Source organism: Sutcliffiella horikoshii (assembly GCF_008180725.1).
In the GTDB taxonomy this organism is placed as follows: domain Bacteria; phylum Bacillota; class Bacilli; order Bacillales; family Bacillaceae_I; genus Sutcliffiella_A; species Sutcliffiella_A horikoshii_B.
In genome coordinates this window covers 73,784-98,053 of the sequence record NZ_VTEV01000002.1, presented here as the reverse complement: position 1 = coordinate 98,053, position 24,270 = coordinate 73,784, and the positions used below count along the sequence as shown (strand labels likewise).

At 42.5% G+C, this 24,270-nt stretch carries 24 protein-coding genes; 8 read left to right on the top strand and 16 right to left on the bottom strand.

Translation table 11 applies throughout. The features are described from left to right. Nucleotides 1-65 precede the first annotated feature (65 nt). Nucleotides 66-581, top strand: coding sequence for a PH domain-containing protein (locus FZC76_RS04445; protein ID WP_148987072.1), 516 nt, complete (start codon nucleotides 66-68; stop codon nucleotides 579-581). Then, a complete protein-coding gene (locus FZC76_RS04440; RefSeq protein ID WP_148987071.1) occupies nucleotides 581-2,044 on the top strand; it encodes a PH domain-containing protein in 1,464 nt (487 codons plus the stop codon). Before FZC76_RS04445 ends, FZC76_RS04440 begins: the two co-directional genes overlap by 1 nt. 49 nt (nucleotides 2,045-2,093) lie before the next feature. Here FZC76_RS04440 and FZC76_RS04435 read toward each other — a convergent pair whose 3' ends face one another. The 7 genes from FZC76_RS04435 to FZC76_RS04405 all read right to left on the bottom strand — a co-directional run bounded on the left by FZC76_RS04435 (nucleotide 2,094) and on the right by FZC76_RS04405 (nucleotide 8,293). Further along, a complete protein-coding gene (locus tag FZC76_RS04435; protein ID WP_148987070.1) occupies nucleotides 2,094-2,510 on the bottom strand; it encodes a hypothetical protein in 417 nt (138 codons plus the stop codon). A 36-nt stretch (nucleotides 2,511-2,546) separates the two neighbouring features. After that, nucleotides 2,547-3,335 (bottom strand): hypothetical protein, encoded by a 789-nt coding sequence (locus FZC76_RS04430; protein ID WP_148987069.1) that lies wholly within the window; start codon nucleotides 3,333-3,335, stop codon nucleotides 2,547-2,549. Nucleotides 3,336-3,353: 18 nt separating this feature from the next. Further along, a complete protein-coding gene (locus tag FZC76_RS04425; protein WP_148987068.1) occupies nucleotides 3,354-4,076 on the bottom strand; it encodes a hypothetical protein in 723 nt (240 codons plus the stop codon). A gap of 38 nt (nucleotides 4,077-4,114) precedes the next feature. After that, nucleotides 4,115-5,563 (bottom strand): ribonuclease YeeF family protein, encoded by a 1,449-nt coding sequence (locus FZC76_RS04420; RefSeq protein WP_148987067.1) that lies wholly within the window; start codon nucleotides 5,561-5,563, stop codon nucleotides 4,115-4,117. Between the two features lie 17 nt (nucleotides 5,564-5,580). Continuing rightward, the gene (locus FZC76_RS04415; protein ID WP_148987066.1) at nucleotides 5,581-5,859 is read right to left on the bottom strand and encodes a YwqI/YxiC family protein; all 279 of its coding nucleotides are present in this window, start codon (nucleotides 5,857-5,859) and stop codon (nucleotides 5,581-5,583) included. A gap of 18 nt (nucleotides 5,860-5,877) precedes the next feature. Next, nucleotides 5,878-6,249, bottom strand: a complete 372-nt coding sequence (locus FZC76_RS04410) for a YwqH-like family protein (RefSeq protein ID WP_262372400.1) — start codon at nucleotides 6,247-6,249, stop codon at nucleotides 5,878-5,880. A gap of 1,108 nt (nucleotides 6,250-7,357) precedes the next feature. Beyond that, nucleotides 7,358-8,293, bottom strand: a complete 936-nt coding sequence (locus FZC76_RS04405; protein WP_148987064.1) for a D-2-hydroxyacid dehydrogenase — start codon at nucleotides 8,291-8,293, stop codon at nucleotides 7,358-7,360. A gap of 189 nt (nucleotides 8,294-8,482) precedes the next feature. On the opposite strand from FZC76_RS04405, the gene FZC76_RS04400 reads away from it, so the two are divergent. From FZC76_RS04400 to FZC76_RS04390, 3 genes are all read left to right on the top strand, one after another. Beyond that, nucleotides 8,483-9,463, top strand: coding sequence for a TAXI family TRAP transporter solute-binding subunit (locus FZC76_RS04400; RefSeq protein ID WP_148987063.1), 981 nt, complete (start codon nucleotides 8,483-8,485; stop codon nucleotides 9,461-9,463). Between the two features lie 261 nt (nucleotides 9,464-9,724). Next, a complete protein-coding gene (locus tag FZC76_RS04395) occupies nucleotides 9,725-10,252 on the top strand; it encodes a DUF1850 domain-containing protein (RefSeq protein ID WP_148987062.1) in 528 nt (175 codons plus the stop codon). Next, nucleotides 10,245-12,254 carry a TRAP transporter permease gene (locus tag FZC76_RS04390; protein ID WP_148987061.1) on the top strand — a complete coding sequence of 670 codons (2,010 nt, stop codon included), beginning with the start codon at nucleotides 10,245-10,247 and terminating at the stop codon, nucleotides 12,252-12,254. The genes FZC76_RS04395 and FZC76_RS04390 overlap by 8 nt, the downstream gene beginning before the upstream one ends. Nucleotides 12,255-12,325: 71 nt before the next feature. On the opposite strand, the gene FZC76_RS04385 is transcribed toward FZC76_RS04390, so the two are convergent. The 5 genes from FZC76_RS04385 to FZC76_RS04365 all read right to left on the bottom strand — a co-directional run bounded on the left by FZC76_RS04385 (nucleotide 12,326) and on the right by FZC76_RS04365 (nucleotide 17,010). After that, nucleotides 12,326-13,270 (bottom strand): 5-oxoprolinase subunit C family protein, encoded by a 945-nt coding sequence (locus FZC76_RS04385; protein ID WP_148987060.1) that lies wholly within the window; start codon nucleotides 13,268-13,270, stop codon nucleotides 12,326-12,328. Beyond that, complete coding sequence (locus FZC76_RS04380) at nucleotides 13,267-14,040, bottom strand: LamB/YcsF family protein (RefSeq protein ID WP_148987494.1); 774 nt, start codon at nucleotides 14,038-14,040, stop codon at nucleotides 13,267-13,269. Before FZC76_RS04380 ends, FZC76_RS04385 begins: the two co-directional genes overlap by 4 nt. Further along, entirely contained in the window at nucleotides 14,027-14,773 is a 747-nt protein-coding gene (gene pxpB / locus FZC76_RS04375) for a 5-oxoprolinase subunit PxpB (protein WP_148987059.1), read from the bottom strand. The genes FZC76_RS04380 and pxpB overlap by 14 nt, the downstream gene beginning before the upstream one ends. Nucleotides 14,774-14,797: 24 nt before the next feature. Then, nucleotides 14,798-16,027, bottom strand: a complete 1,230-nt coding sequence (locus FZC76_RS04370) for an NRAMP family divalent metal transporter (RefSeq protein WP_148987058.1) — start codon at nucleotides 16,025-16,027, stop codon at nucleotides 14,798-14,800. 113 nt (nucleotides 16,028-16,140) lie between these two features. Continuing rightward, the gene (locus tag FZC76_RS04365; RefSeq protein WP_148987057.1) at nucleotides 16,141-17,010 is read right to left on the bottom strand and encodes a DegV family protein; all 870 of its coding nucleotides are present in this window, start codon (nucleotides 17,008-17,010) and stop codon (nucleotides 16,141-16,143) included. A 164-nt stretch (nucleotides 17,011-17,174) separates the two neighbouring features. On the opposite strand from FZC76_RS04365, the gene FZC76_RS04360 reads away from it, so the two are divergent. Further along, a complete protein-coding gene (locus tag FZC76_RS04360) occupies nucleotides 17,175-18,098 on the top strand; it encodes a nuclease-related domain-containing protein (protein ID WP_148987056.1) in 924 nt (307 codons plus the stop codon). Nucleotides 18,099-18,714: 616 nt separating this feature from the next. Here FZC76_RS04360 and FZC76_RS04355 read toward each other — a convergent pair. From FZC76_RS04355 to FZC76_RS04340, 4 genes are all read right to left on the bottom strand, one after another. Then, nucleotides 18,715-19,617 (bottom strand): pirin family protein, encoded by a 903-nt coding sequence (locus FZC76_RS04355; protein WP_392396811.1) that lies wholly within the window; start codon nucleotides 19,615-19,617, stop codon nucleotides 18,715-18,717. 131 nt (nucleotides 19,618-19,748) lie between these two features. Continuing rightward, a complete protein-coding gene (locus tag FZC76_RS04350; protein WP_148987492.1) occupies nucleotides 19,749-21,263 on the bottom strand; it encodes a malate:quinone oxidoreductase in 1,515 nt (504 codons plus the stop codon). A gap of 240 nt (nucleotides 21,264-21,503) precedes the next feature. Further along, complete coding sequence (yiaA, locus tag FZC76_RS04345) at nucleotides 21,504-21,974, bottom strand: inner membrane protein YiaA (protein WP_148987055.1); 471 nt, start codon at nucleotides 21,972-21,974, stop codon at nucleotides 21,504-21,506. Between the two features lie 82 nt (nucleotides 21,975-22,056). Continuing rightward, nucleotides 22,057-22,512, bottom strand: a complete 456-nt coding sequence (locus tag FZC76_RS04340) for an RNA helicase (RefSeq protein WP_148987054.1) — start codon at nucleotides 22,510-22,512, stop codon at nucleotides 22,057-22,059. Between the two features lie 152 nt (nucleotides 22,513-22,664). On the opposite strand from FZC76_RS04340, the gene FZC76_RS04335 reads away from it, so the two are divergent. Together FZC76_RS04335 and FZC76_RS04330 are read left to right on the top strand one after the other, a co-directional pair. Beyond that, nucleotides 22,665-23,009 carry an aminotransferase yhxA gene (locus tag FZC76_RS04335; protein WP_148987053.1) on the top strand — a complete coding sequence of 115 codons (345 nt, stop codon included), beginning with the start codon at nucleotides 22,665-22,667 and terminating at the stop codon, nucleotides 23,007-23,009. Nucleotides 23,010-23,014: 5 nt separating this feature from the next. Beyond that, a complete protein-coding gene (locus tag FZC76_RS04330) occupies nucleotides 23,015-24,268 on the top strand; it encodes a glutathionylspermidine synthase family protein (protein ID WP_148987052.1) in 1,254 nt (417 codons plus the stop codon). Nucleotides 24,269-24,270: the final 2 nt, after the last annotated feature.

Below are 24,270 nucleotides of genomic sequence, written 5' to 3'. Positions count from 1 at the left end.
GTCAAATTATTTTGTTGAAACTATCTCTGGACCAGTTTCGTATAAAGGGTAGGAGCGTGAAAATAATGTATATGACCATTAAAGAGCCAAGCGAAAAAATCGCCATTCAAGCTGTACAAGTCTGGCGTATCTCCAACACCATTGGGCACGGTATCGCCCTCATTGTTTTAGGAATCCTGTTATACTGCAGCGAGCATTTTCAGTGGTATGGTTGGATCCAGGTTACCCTGTATATAATCCTTGGAATAATAGGCTTATCAGCAGTTTATTCTATTTTTATTGAACCGGTTTTTCTTCAAAAAACTTGGCGCTATGAGATTGATGAAGACTTTGTCCAAATGAAAAACGGGAAGTGGAACGAAAGTCATACATTGGTTCCAATGGAAAAAGTAGAGTTTGTTCGAACAGAGCAAGGTCCCATCATGAGAAGATTTGAACTATTTAACCTTATAATAGGCACCACTACGACCCAGCACACCATACCTGCCATCCATGCAGAAAAGGCGAAACGGTTAAAAGCAGAGATTGCACAGCTAGCAAAAGTAAAAGAGAGCGACCTGACAGAAAGGGAGGAAGAATAATGTCACAGGAGGTCAAAAGATTTCATCCCGCCTGGATAGCCGTTGAAGTATTCGCTCTACTGAAAAATTCAATCGCCATCTTCCTCTTTCTTTTTGTGTTAAAAATTAATTCTACTTCTGAGTGGATCGTATGGGGACGTTACCTATTTTTAATAGGTATTGCGTGGACGTTGATTGTCATCATATTGAAGTGGTTTCTTTACCGTTATGAAGTGGTTGGGGATTCTTTTGTTCTTAAAGAAGGTGTTTTCGTAAAAGAACAACGGACTGTTTCCTTTGATAAAATTCAGAACCATTATTCAAAGACCACCTTTATTCATAAATGGTTTGGACTCACTTCTTTGACCTTGGAAACAGGGACATCCCTGGAAGGTTCAGCTGTACATTTTCCGGTCTTGACTGTCTTTGAAAAAGAACGAATTCTTTCAAGATTGTTAGATAAAACTCCTTTAGAGGGGGAGGTTGACCATAATGAGGTAGGGTCTGGTGGCGATGTGACGGTCCACTTCCGCTCCAATAAAAAGGATTTATTTAAAGCCTCCTTTACATCGTTGAGCTTTTTGGCCATCTTTCCGTTGCTAACCACCATCTATTTCAACCTTGCCGACTTTTTCAATATAGAAGACACTGCGGAAGGCGCATTGGACTATCTGCTTCTGCACTGGTGGATGTTGATTATTCTTTTTGTACTGGCCATGGTTATCTCTGTGGGCATCGGCTATTTGCAGACAACCATCAAATATGGAAACTACGAAATAAGCGATGACGCTGAGCATATCTATATAAAAAAAGGTGTTGGCAGCACAAGCAGCTTTGCTATATCTAAAGAGAAAGTACAAGCAGTGGTGGTAGAGCAGTCTCTTACAAAGCGCCTACTCGGACTTGCATCTGTGAAGCTAATCAGTGTTGGTGAAATGAAAACAGAAGAGCAAGAAACAAGCTCCCTCTACCCTTTCATGCAAAAGCATGAAGCTTATCTACTGTTGGAGACCTTATTGCCCCACTATCCTATTCAGGAAGAGATGGAACGTTTTCCAATCAAAGTGCTATGGTACAAGCTCTTAGTGCCATACTACTTTACAATCATTGCAGCTGTCGGCCTTTTCTTGTTTAAAAAAGAGTGGCTCTGGGCTGCAGGCGTTGTCTTTGCTATCTCACTGGTCACACGTGTGCTTGATTACTTATTTACCAGTTATCTACGCCAAGGAAACACTGTCCAGATCCGAAAAGGCGGACTCACCAACGAAACATTTATCACCCACTACAACCGTATCCAACAGGTATCTGTCGAACACTCCTGGTTGCAACGCCGGTTCGGAATTGCCACCTTGTACTTTCAAAACCGTGCAAACCCGCTTCATATTAGCGAACTAAGCGGAGTATCAAAAGAGGAAGCCGGGGATTTTTATCACTGGTTTAAAGGGAAAAGGGAGAGCTTGGTTAGGCGGGAGAGGGTTTCTTAGAGTTATTATGGCTACTTAAAAAGCAAGGCTCAAGACGGGCCTTGCTTTTTTATTTATTATTCAAATACTCAACAGCCTCTTCAAACTTATCAGTATAAAATTCCGCGTTTTCGTAATCATACATGACCTTATCCTCTGCTATCATATACTCTTCTGGATGGATTGCATTAAACAGCCAGTCCCACCAGTTCTTCCGTTCCATCTCTTTTATCGCCTGATTCACTTTATCTTCATGAACTCTTAGGATTACAAAACGCGGAAACGAAGTAGGTTGTTGTTCAGGGAACTTTCTTTGCAATACTTCCCATTCCTTTACGTAATGACCAACTTTAATTTCACTGACAACCCCAACACCTATCTCGTCACTGAAGGGCTCGGCAAGCTTGTTATACTCCACTTGCGATAATTCATTTTCTACCAAAATGGCAACAGCGTAATCTTCATATTTCCTTTTCTTTTTAAACATGTACACCCTCCACCTTTCTGTTTTTACCATTGCATGCTAGGAAGGCTGTTTTGTTTTTACCCGCTGTACAACACCCAGTATTTCCTCCATAAGTGCCTGTCCCTGAGACTGCTTTGTCTCAAGCATTTCCTTTCCGTTTTTTTGGACCATCCTTAAAGTCCAGTTGGCAGAAGGAGAGGTTAATAAATGCATCCCTTCCACTCTCCACTGCTCGTCTTCACGGTAAAAGGTCATTAGCCGGTTGGTATATTTTTTTCTTTGTATGGCAAGCTCAAATTGCTTTATGAAGGAATCTTCTAATGTTAGAGCATGCCTTTCAGATAGCTCGTCCTTATTTTCAACTTTCATGGTCCCACAATAGATGGTGTATTCCTCTGGTGTAAGGTAGAGACTTTTCGTCTGACGGGCTGGAATATTCTCCACCCCCATCAGCATACGCGGAATGATTACTTGGTTCCAAGTCCAATCAGGGGCAGGATGGCTTTGAAGCTCATACTCCTCCTCGTTGCCCTTTATCACTTCCACGACCCTGTCCTCACTAAAATAAAATAGACTTTGAGTTGATTGGTCTGTCAAAATTTCAGTGATCATATTGGACCTTGCCATTACCCACAGCATTTGAATGAAATTTTCTTCAAATTTCAACTCGCCTTCCACCTGGTCAACCAGCTCCATTTTGTGCAGCTTCTTGAACGTAGCCTCCCATTCCTGCTCTATGTCCTCCTTCCGGTGTCTAAGGAATGGATTGGGAATGCCAACAAGGACTTTTGCTCCGAGCATTTTGGTTATAAGGTATAGGTCTTTTATTGTTAGGGTCCAGTTCATGAAGCCATTCCCCCTTGGTTATTTTTTCTTCTTCTTTTGAAACGTTTTTCGCTGATTTTTGGGGAGTCCGAAGTCCGGATACACCTTTTTCACCAAGTCAAAATTTCTTTTAATGTAAAAATATTTATGTACGAATGTGGAAAAGAATGCTGTCACAATCGAAAGTAAAGATATTAAGGAAACTAATAATATTACCGTAAAAGAGTCTGAATAGACGACGGACATAATTAATTGGGCCAAAAAGTACCCCATCCCGCAAGCTGCAAGGATAGGAGAAACATTTACGCTCGTTCCATTTTGTTGCATTTTTGCATAAAAACCTGAATACAGAGCCTTCACATTCAAAAAGTTAAAGATAATAAGTAATCCTCCATAAAGTATTGCTCCTACTATTAGTGGTATGGGGGAATTGATATTTAAATGAGCATACATCAGTTTTTGTGTTGCTAGAAAATAGACGTAAGTATTGATAAATCCATAAATCCCGAAAAACAAATAATAAGAGTTTTCAAATCTATATGGGTCAATAATATATAAAATTGCCCAAAGGTGAATGATAGCTACAGGAATGATTGCTGCAATAAAATATTCCCATGCATATGGATACGCAAGTAGTGGTAACAGGCCGATTAAATCTAGTGTTACGATGAAAAAGACCAAGATGTTCCCTCTGTTTTCTTGTGGGGTTTGCAGGTTTAAATAGGATAATGCAATTTTGTTTTCTCTTTGATGTTTTTTCAATAAGCTCACCTCAAAACGATACCGTTAGATTTTCCCCTCTATTTTCCAAACCAAGAACCAACTTTATTTATAATACCAGTCGTTCCCTTTTTAATTGCATCTCCAACGGAATCTTTCTTTCTATCGTTATCTACGTCCATAAATTTCAAGTCACTCAGCAAACTAGTAACAACAATACCTGCCACAGCACCTACAGCTGCACCTACAACTACACCGACGGGTCCTCCCAGAGCAGCTCCTGCCACAGCTCCTGCTTTTGCACCAAATGCCGCAGAAGCTGCAATGGAAGTACCTGCGACCACTACATCACCCGTTACATTCCCAGCAATCTCACTTGCAGATTGGTTGTTCTGTACCCCATGGACAATGTCTCCTGTTACGGTTGCCCCTACTCCAATATAACCTAATCGATTACTGGTCCATTTAAAGGCTTCTTTTACACTTGCGGCAGGGTTAACCATCTTCCACAGTTTAGGATGAGTAGTTGCATTTGTACCTCTATAATTTTTTTTATTAATCCCATCTAGATGAGGCTCACTTACCTTAATATGCGGTTTGGTCACGCCTTGGGCGGTTGTATAGCTGGTTAACTGTACGCCAAACCCTTGTCTGGCAAGATTAACTCGCTTAGAAGCCCCGTAAGCTGTTGCAGTAACCACCCCAAAATTGGTCGCCGCATTGATCGGTTGCTCTCTCCACTGATCAAAATTCAATCCAAGCGTCGGCGTCATGTCCCACTCAAACGGCACATCCCTTCCCGTATCTGATGCATCCACCCCGTTTGCGACAACGCGGGGATCTGTTGAAAATCCATAGTAAGGATCTCTGCTTCCACCATTTTGAAGATACTCGGGAGCATAGCAGAAGTTCCGATTATAGTTGCCGATGGAGACACTTCCGCTAGTAAAAAGTCCTTGCACTTGCTGGACGTACTGGTTCATAAACTGAAGGTTCTGCTCTACCGGTTCAAGTGCACTCGTCTGAACTTGATCAAATCGGTGCAATTTTTCTATCGTTTTGTCGACATGTTGTCTTGCTGCTTGTACCTGTCCTTGGAAAGAAGCATCTTGGATTCTCGGCAAGGATACAATATCTGATATGCTTTGCACCTTTTGATTGGTTTCGTCTGTCAGGTCCATTACAAAGTCTCTTGCTTGGTTCAATCCCTGCTCCATATCATGCTGCAGGAAATCTTCTTTAATGACGCCGTTTGAGGCCGATTCCACACCATTTAATTCATTTTTCAGACCATTTAAAGTGGACTCATACATTCCTATCACTTCTTTTAAAAATTGAAGAAAAGGCTGATGGCTATCCTGATAAAATCCGCGTATCGATTGTCCGGCTTGCCCTTTAAATGATTCGTTTAGAGAGGAGAAATTTTGGACCGCAGATTCTAACTGAGATACTTGCTCTCTATGTTGAGACAACTTTGCAAGTAATTGTTCCACACCAGACTGTAATGTTGATATTTCGAGAGTTTTCAATATGACACCCCTTCCCGCTACCTAAGCTGCATATTGGAGGAAAGCCGTTGATCTTTTTCCACCATTTGCTCTACAGACTGTCTAGTCATTTCTTCGTTATGCAGCAAGAGTGCCTTATAGTTTTCTGTCAGTTGTTCTAATGTGCGGTTTATTTCATTTAACTTATTGACGACATCTAAACGGTTGCCGTTTCCAATTGATGAGGGGAATGAGGATGTAAGAGCTTCTGAGGAGGATTTCATTTTTGCTAGGGCCTGCTCTATCTCACTTTTCTTTATTTTAATCTCTGTACTCATTTGGAGACCTCCATTGGGTTAATTGTAACGATTGACAGCTCGTTCTTCTGCAAGCTGCAACTCTAATGAAGCAATGGTCTGTTTTAGTGAGCGGATCTCTTGGTGAAGTTGTTGAATTTTATTATCGATACCGGAGAAGATTGCACTGAATTGGGTTTGCTCCATTTCTGAATAATAATGAAGCATTCCGTTTGTCCTGATGTCTTCAAATCGGTTGGCAAGAGTCCCCTGCCAAGTGAACGAGGAAAGTTCGGGACGAGTAACAGAAGCTCTAAAACTAGCAAACTCCTGTTGTTTGCCCCTCAGTTGACCTTCACAGTCTTGAAGACGCTGAAGATGCTGCTGCTTTTCCCTAAGCAGTGTATTGTAATATGCGATAGACAAGTTCATCACCTCATAAGCATTGTATTTATTTTATAGTGAGCCTCTATGGAGGAGGCTGATTGGATTTTGATTATTTCTCAATACCTTTTACTATAACATGGAAGAAAAATGCCAAAATGATGAAAACTGTTTATTTTTACGTTGCTTCAGATGGGTAATTTATACTGATTTATAAAAATGGGGTTTTATTGATGGGAGTAAGTAGATTTACATTCTACCGGACGAAAAGTACTAGTTATTAAATAGCACATTATTTGGAAAATGAAACATAAATTATGAGTTTACTATCAGAAGGAGTGAGCTCTATTAGACTTAATGACTGATTCTATGGGGGGTGGGGCGTTTAGAGTGAGTTCTATTAACTGAATTTCCTGATTACCCCGGGCTTCGGGTTTTTAGAAGCTTTCTATTTTACCGTTTACCCTGTTTCCTTAATCCTTCGGTCGTATAGAAGCCTTCTATTTTACCGTATACCTTGTTTCCTTAATCCTTCGGGCGTATAGAAGCCTTCTATTTTACCGTTTACCCTGTTTCCTCGTTCCTTCGGGCGTATAGAAGCCTTCTATTTTACCGTTTACCCTGTTTCCTCGTTCCTTCGGGCGTATAGAAGCCTTCTATTTTACCGTTTACCCTGTTTCCTTAATCCTTCGGGCGTATAGAAGCCTTCTATTTTACCGTTTACCTTGTTTCCTTAATCCTTCGGGCGTATAGGAGCCTTCTATTTTACCGTTTACCCTGCTTCCTCGTTCCTTCGAACGTATAGAAGCCTTCTATTTTACCGTTTACCCTGTTTCCTCGTTCCTTCGGGCGTATAGAAGCCTTCTATTTTACCGTTTACCCTGCTTCCTCGTTCCTTCGAACGTATAGAAGCCTTCTATTTTACCGTTTACCCTGCTTCCTCGTTCCTTCGAACGTATAGAAGCCTTCTATTTTACCGTTTACCCTGTTTCCTCGTTCCTTCGGGCGTATAGAAGCCTTCTATTTTACCGTTTACCTTGTTTCCTCGTTCCTTCGGGCGTATAGAAGCCTTCTATTTTACCAAACACCTTATTGCAAAAGCACTTGAGGCGTCCAGAAGCCCTTTAACAATAAATTATTCATATCATAACTATTCTCAATACCCCCTACTAACATCCACCCTATTCCGCAACTCACGCCCGCTCTCCAATGCCTCCAACGTTTCCAAAAAACATGCCACCCCTTCTTCAGGCGTCGTGATTGCGGAAATATGAGGGGTGACCGTCACACCTGGGTGGCTCCATAACGGACTGCCAACAGGTAATGGCTCTTCCTCAAAAACATCCAGGACCGCGGCTTTAAGACAACCGCTATCCAATGCTTTCAACAAAGCGTCATGATTCACAGTCCCTCCCCTTCCCACATTAACAAACACCGCTTGGTTCAGCTGACCAAAAAAGCGTTCATCAAACAATCGCTCCGTTTCCATCGTCAACGGCAGTGTATTTATGATAAAGTCTGCCTTCTCTAAACTAACTTCCTCCAATGACATCACCCTGCAAAAATGATCTTTGTCCGCCCCACTGCGGGATACACCTTCTACGTGCACACCAAAAAACGCTAGAATTCTAGCCAACTCCTGGCCGATCTCTCCTGTTCCAAAAACGACGACTTTCATCTGGTCCAAGGCACGCGGGGCAATCATCTTCCATTCCCCACGCACCTGCTGATCATGAAACGTATCATGATGTTGCAGGTCCTTTAACATATAACTAAGCGTGTACTCGCCAATTTTCTTCCCAAATGATGTAATTGTTCTAGTTAATAGGACTTCTTCTGGCCATCTTTCGCCAAGTGCCATGTAACGATCAACACCGGCACCTAGGGAGTGAATCCACTTTAAATTCCCAAAATGAAAGTTCGCCACCGGATGAAATGCCACATAAGCATCCGCCCAATCTAAGTCTTCCGCCGTTACATCTTCCTCCGATAAAAAACGAAGATTTCTCCCTTTCAACCTATTCTCAGCATCCAGTAATCTCTCTAATTTTTTTGCCAACCTACCTGTAAAAAGGAAATTAGTTAATTTCATAAATGAACGCTCCTCGCTAATCCGTATGTACACAATTTTACCATGATAGAGTACAAGTGTAGTAGCACACGAAACATTAAAAATAGGTGATTATAACAGTAAATCACCTAAATACTGGGTTAATGTTTGAAAAATGGCTGTAATATCTGTAAAATAGAGTTGTTAAATTAATTTTTTAGGGGGAGTTCGATGAAAAAGAATAGTTTTCTAGTCTTATCTATGGTTCTAGTACTATCTTTATTTTTAGCTGCATGTGGCGGCGAAGACAATGGTTCTAGTGGAGAAGGCGGCAGCGAAGATCCGAAATTAATGAGTATGCTGACAGGTGGAACGAGTGGTACATACTATCCACTTGGTGGCGCAATGGCAAAAGTAATTAAAGATGAAACTGGAATCCAAACAGACGCTGTTTCTTCCAATGCTTCTGCAGATAATGTTATCGCTCTTTCTGAGGGTGAAGCAGAGATCGCTTTCGTACAAACAGATGTTATGGCTAACGCAGTAGAAGGTACGAATGCATTTGAAGGGAAAGCGGTTGACAATGTTTTAGCAATCGGATCTCTTTATCCAGAAACGGTTCAAATTGTTACACTTGCTGATTCTGGGATCTCTAGTGTAGAAGATTTAAAAGGCAAAAAGGTTTCTGTTGGTGCTCCTGGTTCTGGTACTTATGTGAATGCTGAGCAAATCCTTGAAATCCATGGCATGACAATGGATGATATCGATGCTCAAAACTTAGACTTTGGTGAGTCAACTGGTGGAATTCAAGATGGTAACATCGATGCAGCTTTCATCACTTCTGGTACTCCTACAGGTGCGGTTGACGGTTTATCCGCTACAAACCCTGTAAGCATTGTGCCAATTGCACAAGAAAAAGTAGATGAGTTGGTAGAAAAATATCCTTACTATGCTGCAAATACAATTCCAGCTGGAACATACGGCATGGAAAATGAAGTAAACACAGTAGCGGTTCTTGCTATGTTAGCAGTATCCAAAGATCTTTCTGAAGATCTAGTATACAAAATCACAAAAGCAATCTATGAAAATACAGATGCAATCTCCCACGCTAAGGGTGAATTCATCACACTTGAAACAGCAACAGACGGAATCGGTATCGACTTCCACCCTGGTGCTGAAAAGTACTTTAAAGAAGAAGGTCTATTAGACTGATAATTTAAATGTTAGAGGTTCCTAGCTGTTGTTTGGAGCATAGGGCGAAGACTCTAATGGGAGGTAGCGCTTAGAGAAGACCCCGCAGGCAAAGCCGAGGAGGCTTCCCAAGCGCCCCTTGGAAAGCAAAGCCCGATGCGCAAATCAACAGCGATGTTTAAGGAATACTAAACTGGACCAAATTGGCCGACACTTAATTTTCATTATGCTGTCGGTCCTTCTTTTTTTATTTCTAAGCTTTTAATAGCTAGGTGGGTTACCATGAAAAAGAAAGTGATTGCCATTATATTATCCTCTACAACCGTATTACTTTTATTGGGGCTTTTTTTGCTTCCATTTCAAACCGCGCTAGTTTTCCATGTACAAAACACCGAACAAATACATGCATTCCTTCCCATTGATGAAGAGGACACATTTCAAATTATCTTTACACACTCCATCCATTTAACAGATGTGGTGGAAAAGTATAGAGTGCGAGATGATCACTACATCGTGCAAACAGAAATCATTTACGAAGAATTCGGGATAGGCATGCCATCGAATGCGGAAGAGGGAGAAGAGTTTGTATATGAAAATGGAAAATATCATATAAAAGATTTAAACAACGTATTCTCCTCCATGAATGTCCGAAACGGAAAAACCGTTTCCAAGAACCGCCTTGCCTGGGGCGAGAATGGAGAAAAGATGGTATGGTTTAACGAATACTTTACTCCAGGAGACTGGTATAATGTAAGAGTTAAAGAGTTGACATTATGGCAGTATATGAAAGGAATGAAAATACATGAGTGATAAAAACGACCGACAGGAATTAACGGCTGAAGAACAAGAAAAATTGCTAGAAAAATACGATCCGGATGCCCAAACAAGAAATCTCTCCGGTTACGCAGCAAAAGTTGTCTTCTTTATGTTGATTGCCTTTTCCCTTTTTCAACTATACACAGGAATATTTGGTCAACTTACAGCATACCTTCAACGTACTATTCACTTAGGTTTTGCTTTGACCTTGATATTCTTGCTATTTCCAGCCAGAAAAGGTGGAAATAAAACGAAAATAGCCTGGTATGATTACATTTTAGTAGGATTGACTGTTGTTGTATGCGGATATTGGCCTGTTTACTATGACACGTTAGTGCAACAGATTGGAAGCATTACATCCGCACAAGCTGTAATTGGTGGCTTGGCGATTCTCTTAGTTATCGAAGCAACAAGGCGTGCTATTGGACTTCCGATTACGATTATTGCCGTTGTGTTTATGGTCTACGCCCTTTTCGGTCCTTACATGCCGGGAATGCTAATTCATAAGGGACTTAGTCTTGAACAATTTATTCAATCTATGTTCTTTACAACAGATGGGATCCTTGGTACACCACTACAGGTATCATCCACCTATATTTTCTTATTCTTATTATTTGGTGCATTCTTGGTTCAAACTGGTGTCGGGAACTATTTCAATGATTTGGCGATTTCATTAGCAGGCAGACGTACTGGTGGACCTGCAAAAGTTGCTATTTTCTCTAGTGCTTTACAAGGTACCATTTCCGGAAGTTCAGTTGCTAACACCGTTACAACTGGGTCTTATACGATTCCTTTGATGAAACGACTTGGCTATCACCGTAACTTTGCTGGAGCGGTAGAAGCAGCGTCATCCACTGGTGGACAAATAATGCCGCCAATAATGGGTGCAGCAGCCTTCTTGATGATCGAATTTGCAGGCGTCCCTTATTGGGAGATAGCAAAAGCCGCAACTATTCCTGCAATCCTTTACTTCTCCGGTATTTGGATCATGACCCATTTAGAAGCAAAAAAACAAGGGTTACTCGGATTGCCGAAGGAAGAAATACCAAAGAAAATGGAAGTATTAAAAAAGATTCATCTCTTACTGCCGATCATCGTCATTGTTGTACTGTTGTTCCAAGGTTTCAGTATTGAGAGAACGGCTTTATTAGGTATTTTAAGTACAATTATTGTAAGCTTATTTAGAAAAGATACGAGAATCACACCAGCTAAATTTATGCTTGCTCTAACAAGCGGGGCACGCACCGCTCTTGGTGTCGCTGCTGCAACGGCATGTGCTGGTATAATTGTTGGGGTTGTAACGAAAACTGGTCTTGGACTTAAGCTTGGAAACAGTCTTGTAAGTATGGCTGCTGCCATTACGTCCACACCAACGTTGCTATTATTACTGACTCTATTCTTCACGATGATTGCATCTATCATCTTGGGAATGGGGTCACCAACGACTGCAAACTATATCATTACGTCTACAATTGCACTTCCTGCCATTTTAGCGCTTAACGATCAATTGGAAGTTGCAATACCGGTTCTTGCAGCGCATATGTTTGTGTTCTACTTTGGTATTGTTGCAGATATTACTCCACCGGTTGCCTTAGCCGCGTTTGCTGCTACGGGAATATCCAAAGGGGAGCCGATCCGTACAGGTATTAATGCATCTAAACTTGCCATCGCTGCGTTCATCATTCCATATATGTTTGTGTTCCAGCCGCAGCTATTGATGATTGATACAACAATTCCAGAGGTATCTTGGATTCTGGTAACGTCCATCATTGGAATGATCTCGATCGGAGCCGGGCTTATCGGATTCTGGTATAGAAAACTTCACTGGATTGAGCGAATTCTTACAGTTTCTACTGGTTTGTTGTTGATCTACCCTGAAGCCAATACAGACATCTTCGGATTCATTGCTTTTGGTATTATGCTTGCGCTGCAGATTTTCTGGAAGCGCGGGAATACTGGAAAAGGTGCCGGGAAAGCTGTGGGAGAAGCAAACTAAGCAGTCATAAAGACAAAGCCTGCCTCCATTCGATTGGAGGCAGGCTTTTTTCTAGTGAAAATTCATATCCTTCATGTCACTTTCTCTAACACACTAAAAAGTTTCGCTCTCTTCAAGTACAATGCTTGTGCTTCTTCCACCGAAACTTCCCTGAATCGGATGGTGGTTCCTGGCTGAGCTTGAGCTAAAAGTGGAATATCATAGGAAATGACCGTGGCAATCCTTGTATAACCCCCAGTCGTCTGACGGTCTGCCATTAAAAGAATCGGACGTCCATCTGCAGGAACCTGAATTCCCCCTAGAGGAATTGCTTCTGAAATTATATCTGCAGAAATTTTATGCTGAATTTTTGGTCCTTTCAATCTGTACCCCATGCGATCGGATTGTGGAGTAACTTCGTAAGTCGCTGACAAAAACGTTTCCACAGAAGTTTTATGAAAGGCATCAAGATGCGGTCCAAGGCACACTCTGATTTCCATCTCACTTTCATAAGACGGGATTTGGTCAGGACGGATGGACCGACCTGTTGTTGCCTCATGCGAAGGTTCCCCGTATAATACATCATCTTTCTCCAATGCCCTGCCTTGGAATCCACCGATTTGCGCTTTCAAGTATGTCGACTTACTTCCCATAACGATTGGCACGTCAAACCCACCTTCTACACAAATATAGGCGCGGGCTCCTTCCACAGGTCTTCCAAACTCGATAAGCTCCCCTTTTTTTACTTTGAAACACTTCCACATAGGTGCTTGCTTGCCATTAACTTTCGGGGATAGGTTTCCACCGCAAATGGCAACCACTACGTCCTCGAGTGCCTTTAATTCCGGACCCATGATGGTGACCTCCAGAGCAGCTTCTCCTTTTTCGTTTCCAACTAAAAGGTTCCCTACTTGAAGAGCATAATTATCCATTGCACCGGCAACTACCATCCCAAACTCCTGATAGCCTTTCCGGCCCAAATCCTGGAGAGTCGTAAGAAGGCCGGGTTTCATTACTTGAAAAAGCGGACTGCTCATGGTTGATCCACCGCCCCAAAAGCTTGAATCGCCACTTGGTTTTCCTCAAGTTTCGCTCTTAGTTTTCGCACAAACTCCAACGCTTCCGGTTCGTCTCCGTGCACACAGATGGTATCTGCTTGAATGAATATTTCTTCTCCATTAACCGCCGTCACTTTGCCTTCTGTAACCATTCTGAGAACCCTTTCCACAGCAAGGTCTGCATCATGAATCATCGCATTAGCATGAGACCTTGGAGTAAGTGTGCCATCAGGTTGATATGTCCTGTCGGCGAAAACTTCTTGCGCCACTTTTATCCCTACTTTTTCCCCTGCCCGAACAAGTTCACTACCAGCCAGGCCGAATAAAATTAATTTAGAATCTACCGCATGAACCGCTTCCGCTATTGCTGTAGCTACCACTTCATCTTTAGACGCGAGGTTATATAAAGCTCCGTGTGGTTTTACATGATGCACATACGTACCAGCTACCGTCGCAGCCGCTTTAATTGCACCTATCTGATAAACGACAAGGTTAAAGATTTCCTTTTTGCTCATGTGCATATCCCTTCGGCCGAAGCCGGCGAGATCAGGGAAACCTGGGTGAGCTCCGATAGAGACTCCAAGGTCCGCAGCGGTCTGGACCGTTTTCATCAAAACGTTATAATCTCCAGCATGAAAACCGCAAGCGATATTAGCAGTAGAAATATACTGAAGTACTTCCTCGTCATTTCCAATCGTATAAGCACCAAAGCTTTCCCCTAAATCACTGTTTAAATCAACGGTCTTCATCATGTGCTCCCCCTTTTGCATAACTTTTCACCTTGTATTCTCCACGTGAAACGGCTTCTTCTATCTCATCATATTCTTTTTGACCAACAGGAACGAAACGGATATAAGCACCGGCAGAAAGAAGGATTGGTTCCTCCTTCTCTGGATTATAAAGCTTTACAGGAGTCCTGCCGATAATCTGCCAGCCGCCTGGAGTTTCTAATGGATACACCCCTGTTTGTTCTCCAGCAATCCCAACAGAGCCTGTCTCAATTTTCGCTCGCGGATTCTCGCGTCTTGGCGTAGCTATCTCCTGTGGCATGCCACCTAGGTAAGGGAAACCGGGGACAAAACCCATCATGTAAATAAGGTAGGGTTGATTCGAGTGGATGGAAACCACCTCGTCCTCTGTCATATCGTTGTAGCTCGCCACTTCTGACAAATCAGGCCCCACATCTCCGCCATAAAGGACAGGAATTTCATAGACGGTGGCGCTCGATGGAACTTCTTCCTTCTGCAATCCTTTCTTAATATTCTTCAGCGTGTTGCACAAATCCGAGTAGCTGATTTTATCAGGACGATAAAAAACAGTTAGGGTCGTATATGCCGGAACCAACTCTGTAATACCCTCTACTTTGTATTTCTTAAGGTAATCCGCAAACATCCTGATCTGCTGATTGGTTTCCTCAGATATGTCGGACCCAAATAGAACCTGTATACCTGTATCCCCTAATGGGTGAAAATTAATTTTCAACTTGTTTTCCCCCTCAAGTTTTGTTTAGGAAAATAACTTTGGAACCTGGTTAATCAACGTAATTGCCGCAAGATACGCGGTTGCGATAAACACAATGGCACCGAAAATAGTTAACCATAGCGGATGCTTATAGTCGCCCACAATTTCTTTTTTATATGCAGCAATCAATAACGTCCCAAGTGCAACAGGTAAAATAAGGCCGTTAAACGCACCAGCTAGTATCAACAACAGAACCGGCTCGCCGATAAAAGCAAATATAATGGTAGAAACAATGATGAATCCTATAATAACCTTCGAGTTATTCTGATCAACTTTTTTGGATAATGTTCGTAAGAAGGAAACCGACGTATAAGCTGCCCCGACAACAGAGGTGATTCCTGCAGCCCAAAGAACAAGACCAAACATTTTATAACCAACCATGCCCGCAGCTTCCATGAACACGGATGCCGGCGGATTGTTCGGATCTAGCTTGAATCCCGTTGCCACCACACCAAGCACAGCAAGGAATAAGAAAATACGCATGATAGAAGCGATAACAATTCCGGATACCGAACTCTTCGTCACTTGGTGAAGGTTTTCTTTTCCACTGATCCCTGCATCCAACAGTCGATGGCCACCAGCGAACGTAATATAGCCACCCACTGTACCTCCAACCAGTGTGATAATGGCAAACACATCAATCGTTTCTGGTGCAAACGTACGGTAAACTGCCTCTCCAACAGGCGGATTACTTTGGAATGCCACATAAAGGGTGAGCAACACCATCATCAATCCCAAGTAACGAGCAATTTTGTCCATTGCCACCCCTGCCTCTTTGGATAGGAATATCCCTATGGCAATAGCAGCCGTGATGGCAGCCCCAATTCGCACATCAATGCCGAAAAGCACGTTCATTCCAAGCCCAGCACCACCGATATTCCCGACGTTAAATGCAAGCCCGCCCAATGCAACCGCGAAAGCGAGGAAATACCCAAGACCAGGCAAGACCATGTTCGCTATATCCTGGCCTCTTTTTTTAGATACAGCAATAATCCTCCACACATTTACCTGTACCCCGATGTCTAGAATGATCGACATTAATATAACAAAACCAAAGCTTGCTAATAGCTGTTCTGTAAAGACAGCCGTCTGCGTCAAAAATCCGGGTCCGATGGCAGAAGCCCCCATCAAGAAAGCCGCTCCCAGCAGGACACTCCAGTTACTCTTAGTAGGCTGTTGTAAATCTGTGTATGTATTCTTCTGTTTTGACGACATTTTTTAAAACCCTCCTTTAGTAAAATTCCCACTAATATTTTGATATATTTACACTACCATAAAAGAGTCAAGGATAAAAATTCACATAAAAAAACCACCTTTGGAGTAGGTGGTCATCCATTATTTTCTACAAAGAACATGGAAAGTGCTCCAAGTCCAACATGTGTTCCAACAGATACTCCCATCTGCATGATGTGGATGGTCCCTGTGAAATCTGTTTCATTTTCTATTTTTATTTTCAGATTCTCCGCGATCTTGATATCTGACGTATACCCGATAATGATAAAATCTGTCACCTTTTTGTCCATTCGCTTACTAAACTCTTCCACATAATGCTTGAGGACCCTTTTTAAGCCTCTCTCTTTTGCGACAATGGCCCCTTTACCATTTTTCATCGTCATGATCGGTTTCAGCATCAATAACTTTCCAAGGAATGCACTCGCATTCGTCAGCCTACCACTTTTGATTAAATGGTCCAGGTCATCCACGGACAGGAAGTGCTTCACATTGGTTTTGTGGCTCTCATTAAAATCTACTAACTCCTGAAAAGATGCGCCATTCTCCCTCATCATCGCACTCTTTAGCACAAGCCAGCCGCTTCCGTGACTCATACACTTTGAATCTACCACATGAATTTTCACAGGAGAATCTGGGTATTCTTCAAAGAAATATCCTTTGGCCAATTCTGCCGACTGATAGGACCCGCTTGTGCCGCTCGACATGCAAATGCACAGAATTTCTTTGTAGCCGCTCTCAACAGCCTCCTTAATAATTCCCAAATACTCCACCGGACTGGGCATACCCGTCGTCGGAAATTCCGAAAGCGCCTCCATCATTCCGTAAAATTCATCTGGCTCAATGTCCACTCGGTCCTTATATGTTTTTCCCTCAATATTTATACTTAAAGGTGCCAGACTAATGTCATACATCTCCAACACTTCGTTTGATAAATCACAAGTTGAATCCGCCATTAATTTAATCATTCAGTTCCTCCAATAAAACATACTTCATTCATCATAACTGAAAGGGTTTTAATAGACTATCAAAATTAGAGGGTAAAATAAGGAAATAGAATTGTTTGAAAATTCTATATTTTAATTAGGAGAACTGTTATAGTTAAGTAGACTATGAGAAAAGGATGTGGGATATGCTAGTTAAATCGCGTACTGTGTCTGTCGAAATGCAACTCTATTTAGCTCTGGCGGCGCGAATGACGCTTCTTGAGAAGGAAAAGCAATATTTGTGGAATATGGAGAAAGGATATGAAGGGGAGTGCATGTTTGATGTTTTGACCGAAAAGGTGGATGGCGACCATCTTGTGGTAAATGACCTTTTACTTAAGCATAATAACACCATTTTTCAGATTGACTCGCTTATTATTACCCCTCGGAATGCTTACCTTTTTGAAGTGAAGAATTTTGAAGGGGATTACATGTATGACGCTCGCACCGATCAACTTCACTTAAAAACAAACTCCAAAGATTATGAAGTTACCAACCCCCTGACTCAACTGAATCGATGCCACTCTTTGCTCCGCCAACTGCTAAGTAGTTACGGCTTTACCTTACCCATTCTTGCTTCCATAGTTTTCATCAACTCCGAATTCACCCTGTATCAATCACCTCCTGATAAACCTTTTATTCATCCTTCCCAAATAAACAGATACCTGAAGGGCTTGCAGAAGGAAACTTCTTTCAAGCTAAATAACATGCACGCTGCGCTTGCTGAGAAATTAACCTCTCTGCATATTTCGGACTCTCCTTTTAAGACTTTGCCGGAGTATTCCTATGATCAAGTTCGGAAAGGATTGGTGTGCGCGAGGTGTTCTTCCTTGTCTGTGGTGGTTGAGGGGCGGTCGGCGCGGTGTATGAGGTGTGATAGGGTGGAGACGTTGGAGGAGGTTGTGTTAAGGCATGTGGGGGAGTTTAGGATGTTGTTTCCGGAAAGAAAGATCACTACGAGTGGTATTTTTGATTGGTGTGGGAAAGGGGTTACTGAGAAGGTGATAAGGCGTATATTGGATAAGCATTTTTCTAAAATTGGTAATCGTCGTTGGAGTTATTACAAATGATTGTATGTTAGCTTTGATGAGCTTAATATAGCGCTTCTATTTGACCGAGCTACCTATTTTAACCAGGCTTCAGGCGTTTAGAGCGCTCCTATTTGACCGAGCTGCCTGTTTCAGCCAGGCTTCGGGCGTTTAGAGCGCTTCTATTTGACCGAGCTACCTATTTTAGCCAGGCTTCGGGCGTTTAGAGCGCTTCTATTTGACCGAGCTGCCTGTTTGAACCAGGCTTCGGGCGTTTAGAGCGCTCCTATTTGACCGAGCTGCCTGTTTGAACCAGGCTTCGGGCGTTTAGAGCGCTCCTATTTGACCGAGCTGCCTGTTTCAGCCAGGCTTCGGGCATTTAAGCGCTTCTATTTGACCGAGCTGCCTGTTTCAGCCAGGCTTCGGGCATTTAGAGCACTTCTATTTGACCGAGCTGCCTGTTTGAACCAGGCTTCAGGCATTTAGAGCGCTCCTATTTGACCGAGCTGCCTGTTTGAACCAAGCTTCAGGCATTTAGAGCGCTCCTATTTGACCGAGCTGCCTGTTTGAACCAAGCTTCAGGCAGATAGAGCGCTCCTATTAGCCAATTCCCTTGTTCCTAACAAGGTTTCAGGCAGATAGAGTGCTCCTATAATCCCTAAACCTTCCCACCAAACCGCCCCGCTCTAAAATCCTCAAACGCCTCCACAATCTCCTCCTCCGTGTTCATCACAAAAGGACCTCTTGCAACTATAGGTTCCCCAATAGGTTTACCTGTATAAATAAGCACCCGAGATCGCTCCTGAGCCACCGCCGTGATCTCCAGCGTATCGACCGCACCATCGTCAGCGGCCTCATCGTAAGTCAGCAACCCCACCTCGGTTTTCCCCAATGTTACAGCCCCCTCACCACCACCAAATGTCATCTCGCCTTGGAGCATATAAACATGACCGTTGTGATTTGCAGGCAATTCAAGAGAGTATCGCTCACCCGCGCGTAAATAAAGCTCAAACATATTAATGGGGACCAATGAGTTCATCGGACCTGTCACGCCCTCTGCACTTCCCGAGTAAACTCGTAAATTACCACCTTTTAACTCCACCCAAGGAGCTTCTTCCAAAAGTACATTCTGATAAGAGGACTGTGTCTGCTTCAAGCTTTTCGGCAAATTCAGCCAGAGCTGCAACGTATGAATGACATCCTCATCAACCGCTTCCTCCGCATGGCGAGCACCACTCCCGGCATTCATGTATTGAACATCTCCTGCATGCAACACAGAGTGTCCACCCTGATTGTCGGTATGCTCAAGCCTGCCATCCACCACATAGGTGATAGTCTGGAAACCGCGGTGAGGGTGGTCGGAGAAGGTTCCTCGTTTGAACCAATCGTCTGCCATCAGTATGAATGGATCGTACTCTCGCATTCGGTCTGGAGGCAAGATCCAACCTTGCTGAACATGGGGGTATCCTGGATTTTTATATTGCACCTTCCAATGGTCTCTGATATGCCGTTTACCTGTTTTCATAAAGAACACCCTCTCGTATCTTAATACTTCTAGCATACTGAAGTTTGAATCTCCAACTCAAGTTTCCCGCTCTGAAAAATGCAGGCTTGCTATCAAAAGGCCCCCTCCACCAAACAAAAAACCCTCAATCCCCAAAAGGATCGAAGGTTTTACCATTTAATCTAAACTTAATGAAAGGATAGCGCCTTTTGCTCCTTCCCGTCACTAAGAAAGAGGGTTTCCGCCGTGGATGCGAAAAGCTCATCAAATAGCGCAGGATTATCAACTAAAGATACGCCATAGCTAGGAATCATTTCTTGGATTTTCTCTTTCCACTCAAACATTTGCTCAGGGAAGCATTTTTCAAATACTTCGAGCATAACGTGAACCGCAGTGGAAGCTCCTGGAGAAGCACCGAGCAATGCCGCTATGGAACCATCGGATGCACTAACCACTTCAGTACCAAATTGAAGAGTACCTTTTCCGCCTGCTTCCGTGTCCTTGATGACTTGAACACGTTGACCTGCGACAACGATCTCCCAGTCTTCGCTTTTAGCGTTGGGGATAAACTCTCGCAGCTCATCAATGCGCTTTTCATTGGATAATAGCACCTGTTGAATCAAATACTTGGTCAGCGACATTTCTTTGAATCCAGCCGAAAGCATGGTCATGACGTTATATGGCTTTACGGAGCCGATCAAGTCTAGGTTGGAGCCGGTTTTCAGAAACTTCGGTGAGAAACCTGCAAATGGGCCGAACAGCAGGCTCTTTTTGTTGTTAATGTATCTAGTATCAAGGTGCGGAACAGACATTGGCGGCGCTCCTACCTTTGCCTTTCCGTATACTTTTGCGTGATGTTTTTCTACTACTTCAGGATTGTTGCATACTAGGAACAGTCCGCTAACTGGGAATCCACCGATATTTTTGGATTCCGGGATACCAGTTTTTTGCAACAGTGGCAGACTACCCCCACCCCCGCCGATAAATACGAATTTGGCATGGTGATATTCCACTTGACCAGTTTTCATATTACGAATTTTTAATTCCCATGAACCGTCGCTTGCACGCTTAAGATCTTCTACACTGTGCTCATAATGAACGTCTACATTGTTTTTCTCCAAGTGGTCAAACAGCATGCGCGTCAACGCACCGAAGTTCACGTCTGTACCAGAGTCGATCTTTGTTGCCGCAATTGGCTCCGTTGAGGTGCGGCCTTCCATCATAAGCGGCATCCATTCCTTCAGCTTTTTCGGATCTTCGGAGTATTCCATTCCTTTAAAAAGCGGATTTACTGATAGCGCTTCCATCCGTTTTTTCAAAAATGTAACATTTTCTTTTCCTTCCACAAAGCTGATATGTGGAATTGGCATAATAAAGTCCTGTGGGTTGCTGATTAGGTTTCGTTTGACTAAATAGGACCAGTATTGGCGTGAAAGTTGGAACTGCTCGTTAACCTTTACCGCTTTGCTGATATCCATCGTTCCGTCCGCTTTTAACGACGTATAATTCAGCTCGCATAATGCTGCATGTCCCGTTCCTGCATTATTCCACTCATTCGAGCTTTCTTCCCCTGCACTTGCTAGCTTTTCAAACACTTTAATATTCCAATCTGGTGCAACTTCCTTTAATAATGAACCTAAAGTTGCGCTCATGACACCGGCACCAATTAAGATAACGTCTGTTTTATTCTGCATGTTGCTCATCATTACACATCCCCTAAATTTATAAAAAAGAGCAGGCGCTATTGCTTCTAGCATCCTAAAGGCATAACGCTACCTAAAAACATACTTTGTCCATCTTAATCTCTATCATATCACATTTCGGGCTAACTTTTCACCAGATTACACCGTATTATCTGATTATTTTAAACTGTCTGGAGCAAAAAAGAGAACGGTACTGCAAGCCTCTACAAGTAGCTGTAGCTCACTGTACCGCTTGTGCTATTAATCTCTTTCTCTTGCGTTTTGCGTGTCTCGAATGTTTTTCTGGATGGTGATGGCTGCAAATAAGCTGAGTACAAAGGACATACCGTAAAATCCTTTTTCACTTAAAATGATACTTCCGGCATTATAGAGGCCGATTGCCATTAAGGAGATGGAAACAATAAGGGCAAACCAACTGAGCCCGTAATAGATGCCAGAAACAGGAATGTCCTCTTCCCGATCTCGTACTGCTTTTTGTAAGGACACGGCTGCATACAGGCCGAAAACCAATACGGCAAAGTAGTAGCCCTTCTCATTCAGTTCCATTGTAGCATTGAACAGGCCGATTAAATAAGCGGAAACACCAACCACAAGGGCTGCCCAACTTGCGCCTTTAAAGGCTGCCGTGGGTTCCCCTTCTTTTCTTTCTACTTTAACCTTTGGTTTATTTTCGTCTCTTTTTAATAACGGGTTATCATTCATCTCTGCCATCCCATTCTCCCCTTTACTGAGTTCACATATGGTTAATTATAGCAATATTTTACAAATAAGATATAGGGTAATGGTAAATTTCCTATGCTTCTTTCACAATCTTTTGTATATAGAAAACATAGCATTGTCGGTCTTCATCAATTTCGGTGGAATCGACATGGCATTCCCCAATTCCAGGGAGGTGAACAATATCCTTTAACAAAAATTTGATGGCTTCCCAGTGGCTTTCCAATGGTTGTGTGTGAAGGAGCGGCATATCTTGAAGGTATTTAAATTCGCGAAACTCCATGTGAATGCCGGCAGGGTATGATTTTTCCTTATAGAAATTCCTTGCTACCTCATCTTTTTCTACCGTAATTGTTTCGGTGCTGTTATCTAAGGAGCCCTCATTGCATATTAATTTATATTGAATTCCTTCTTTTATAAAAAAAGTGCACAGCTGTCTTGCAAATATTTCATCTTCGCTAATTTTTCCCTTTTTGTATTCGTAAATGGGGTCATAGTTGCCTCGATCGTGTAAGTAATAAATCAGTTCCATTAGGGGTACACCTACCTGTCTTTATTGTCATATATGTTCATCATAGCAAAATTACGTAGATTCTTCTGCCAAATTATTAAAATTTTCTCCTATTCATTTCCTATTTTTGTTACTATTAGTTTAGTCGATTAAGTAAGAAAGGAGTAATCCTCATGACAAAGACAAAAAAAGTATTAAGTAGTGTTTCTGCCACGATATTCGCTTTGGGTATGACAGGTTGCGGCTCCAATACGGAGGAAGTTAGTTCGCTGCCCCCAGAGCCATTAGATGACCGTTGTAATGAGTATGAGTGGGATAATGAAGAGGGCGTCTATCAATGCGACGATGAATCATCCAGCCATTATCGCAGCTATTATCACGGAGGGAGCTTTTTTGGGAGTAAGTCTTCCTTAAAAAAGGATTCGTCTTATAAGAATTATCGAAACAGCTCTTCTTTTCAATCCAATACAACACCAAGTAAGGGATTTGGCAGTGGTTCCTCTTATAGTGGAGGATGAGTTAGATGAAAGAGCAAGTATATCAAACTGCTCGAGAGGAGTTTTATGCAAAGTTCCCTGCCTTCTGGAGCAATTTGTATGGCCAGGAATACGCCCTCTATTCCCTTTATGAAATAGATGAAGAAGAAGCTGCGCACATTCGTAAAGTGACCAATAGAGTAGGGAGAATTTTTTCGAAAATGGCAAAGCTGCTGCGGGGACTTGAAGAAGAAACCCTTCTCGAACTTGGGTATCCAAAAGAGACCCTTCCATTCCTGTCAATCAAGGAGATGGAAGCTGAATCCGTAATCTCCCGAGTGGATCTGGTAAAAACGAAAGATACATATAAAGTTTTGGAGATTAATAGTGACACGCCAACGTTTATTAAAGAATTGTTTCAAATGAACGGGGAAGTTTGTAAAGAGTTTAATCGGTTTGACCCTAATGCCCAAGAAGAGGAGCGCTTAGGAAGATCTGTAAAGAATGCAATTTTTGAAAGCTATCAGGTTTTGGGTAAAAAGGAATTCCCAAACATTGTGTTTACTTCCCATGATGAAAATTTCGAGGATAAACAAACGGTCTTATATTTAAAAGATATTTGTAAGCTTCCTGCCCATTATGTTCCCCTGCACAAGCTGAAAATCATTGAAGGGGAAGCATTGTTGGATGAAGAAGGAAGGAAGATTGATGTCTTGTATCGCCAGACATTCCCGATAGAATCGCTCATATTGGATAAGGATCAGGAAACTGGTGCGAATGTTGGTCTGCAGTTGTTAGATTTGGTCCGCTTAAAGAAGCTTGCCATCGTTAATCCATTAAGTGCCTTTCTACTACAATCCAAGGCGGTGCAAGCCATTATTTGGGGGCTTCATGAACAGAATAGCGATTATTTTACACAAGAGGAGCATGAGTGGATTCGCGAGTATTTTCTCGCTACCTACTTAGAACCCACCCCTTTTCTGACTGCAGGGAAAAAGTACGTGGAAAAGCCGACCTTTGGGAGAGAAGGCGATTCTGTCAAAATTTACGCACATTCAGGGGAAAAGGTAGAGGAAGATCCAAACAATAGTTATGTAGATTATGTGCAGGTCTACCAAGAGTATATAGATTTGCCAAAAATTTCGTTTCAAACAGATAACGGGGAGAAAGACGGTCATATGATGATTGGTGCTTTTCTTGTGAATGAACAAGCAAGTGCGTTTGGATACCGTTTAGGAAAACAAATTATTGATAATTTATCTTATTTTATGCCTGTAGGGTTTAAACATACGAAGGAGTGATT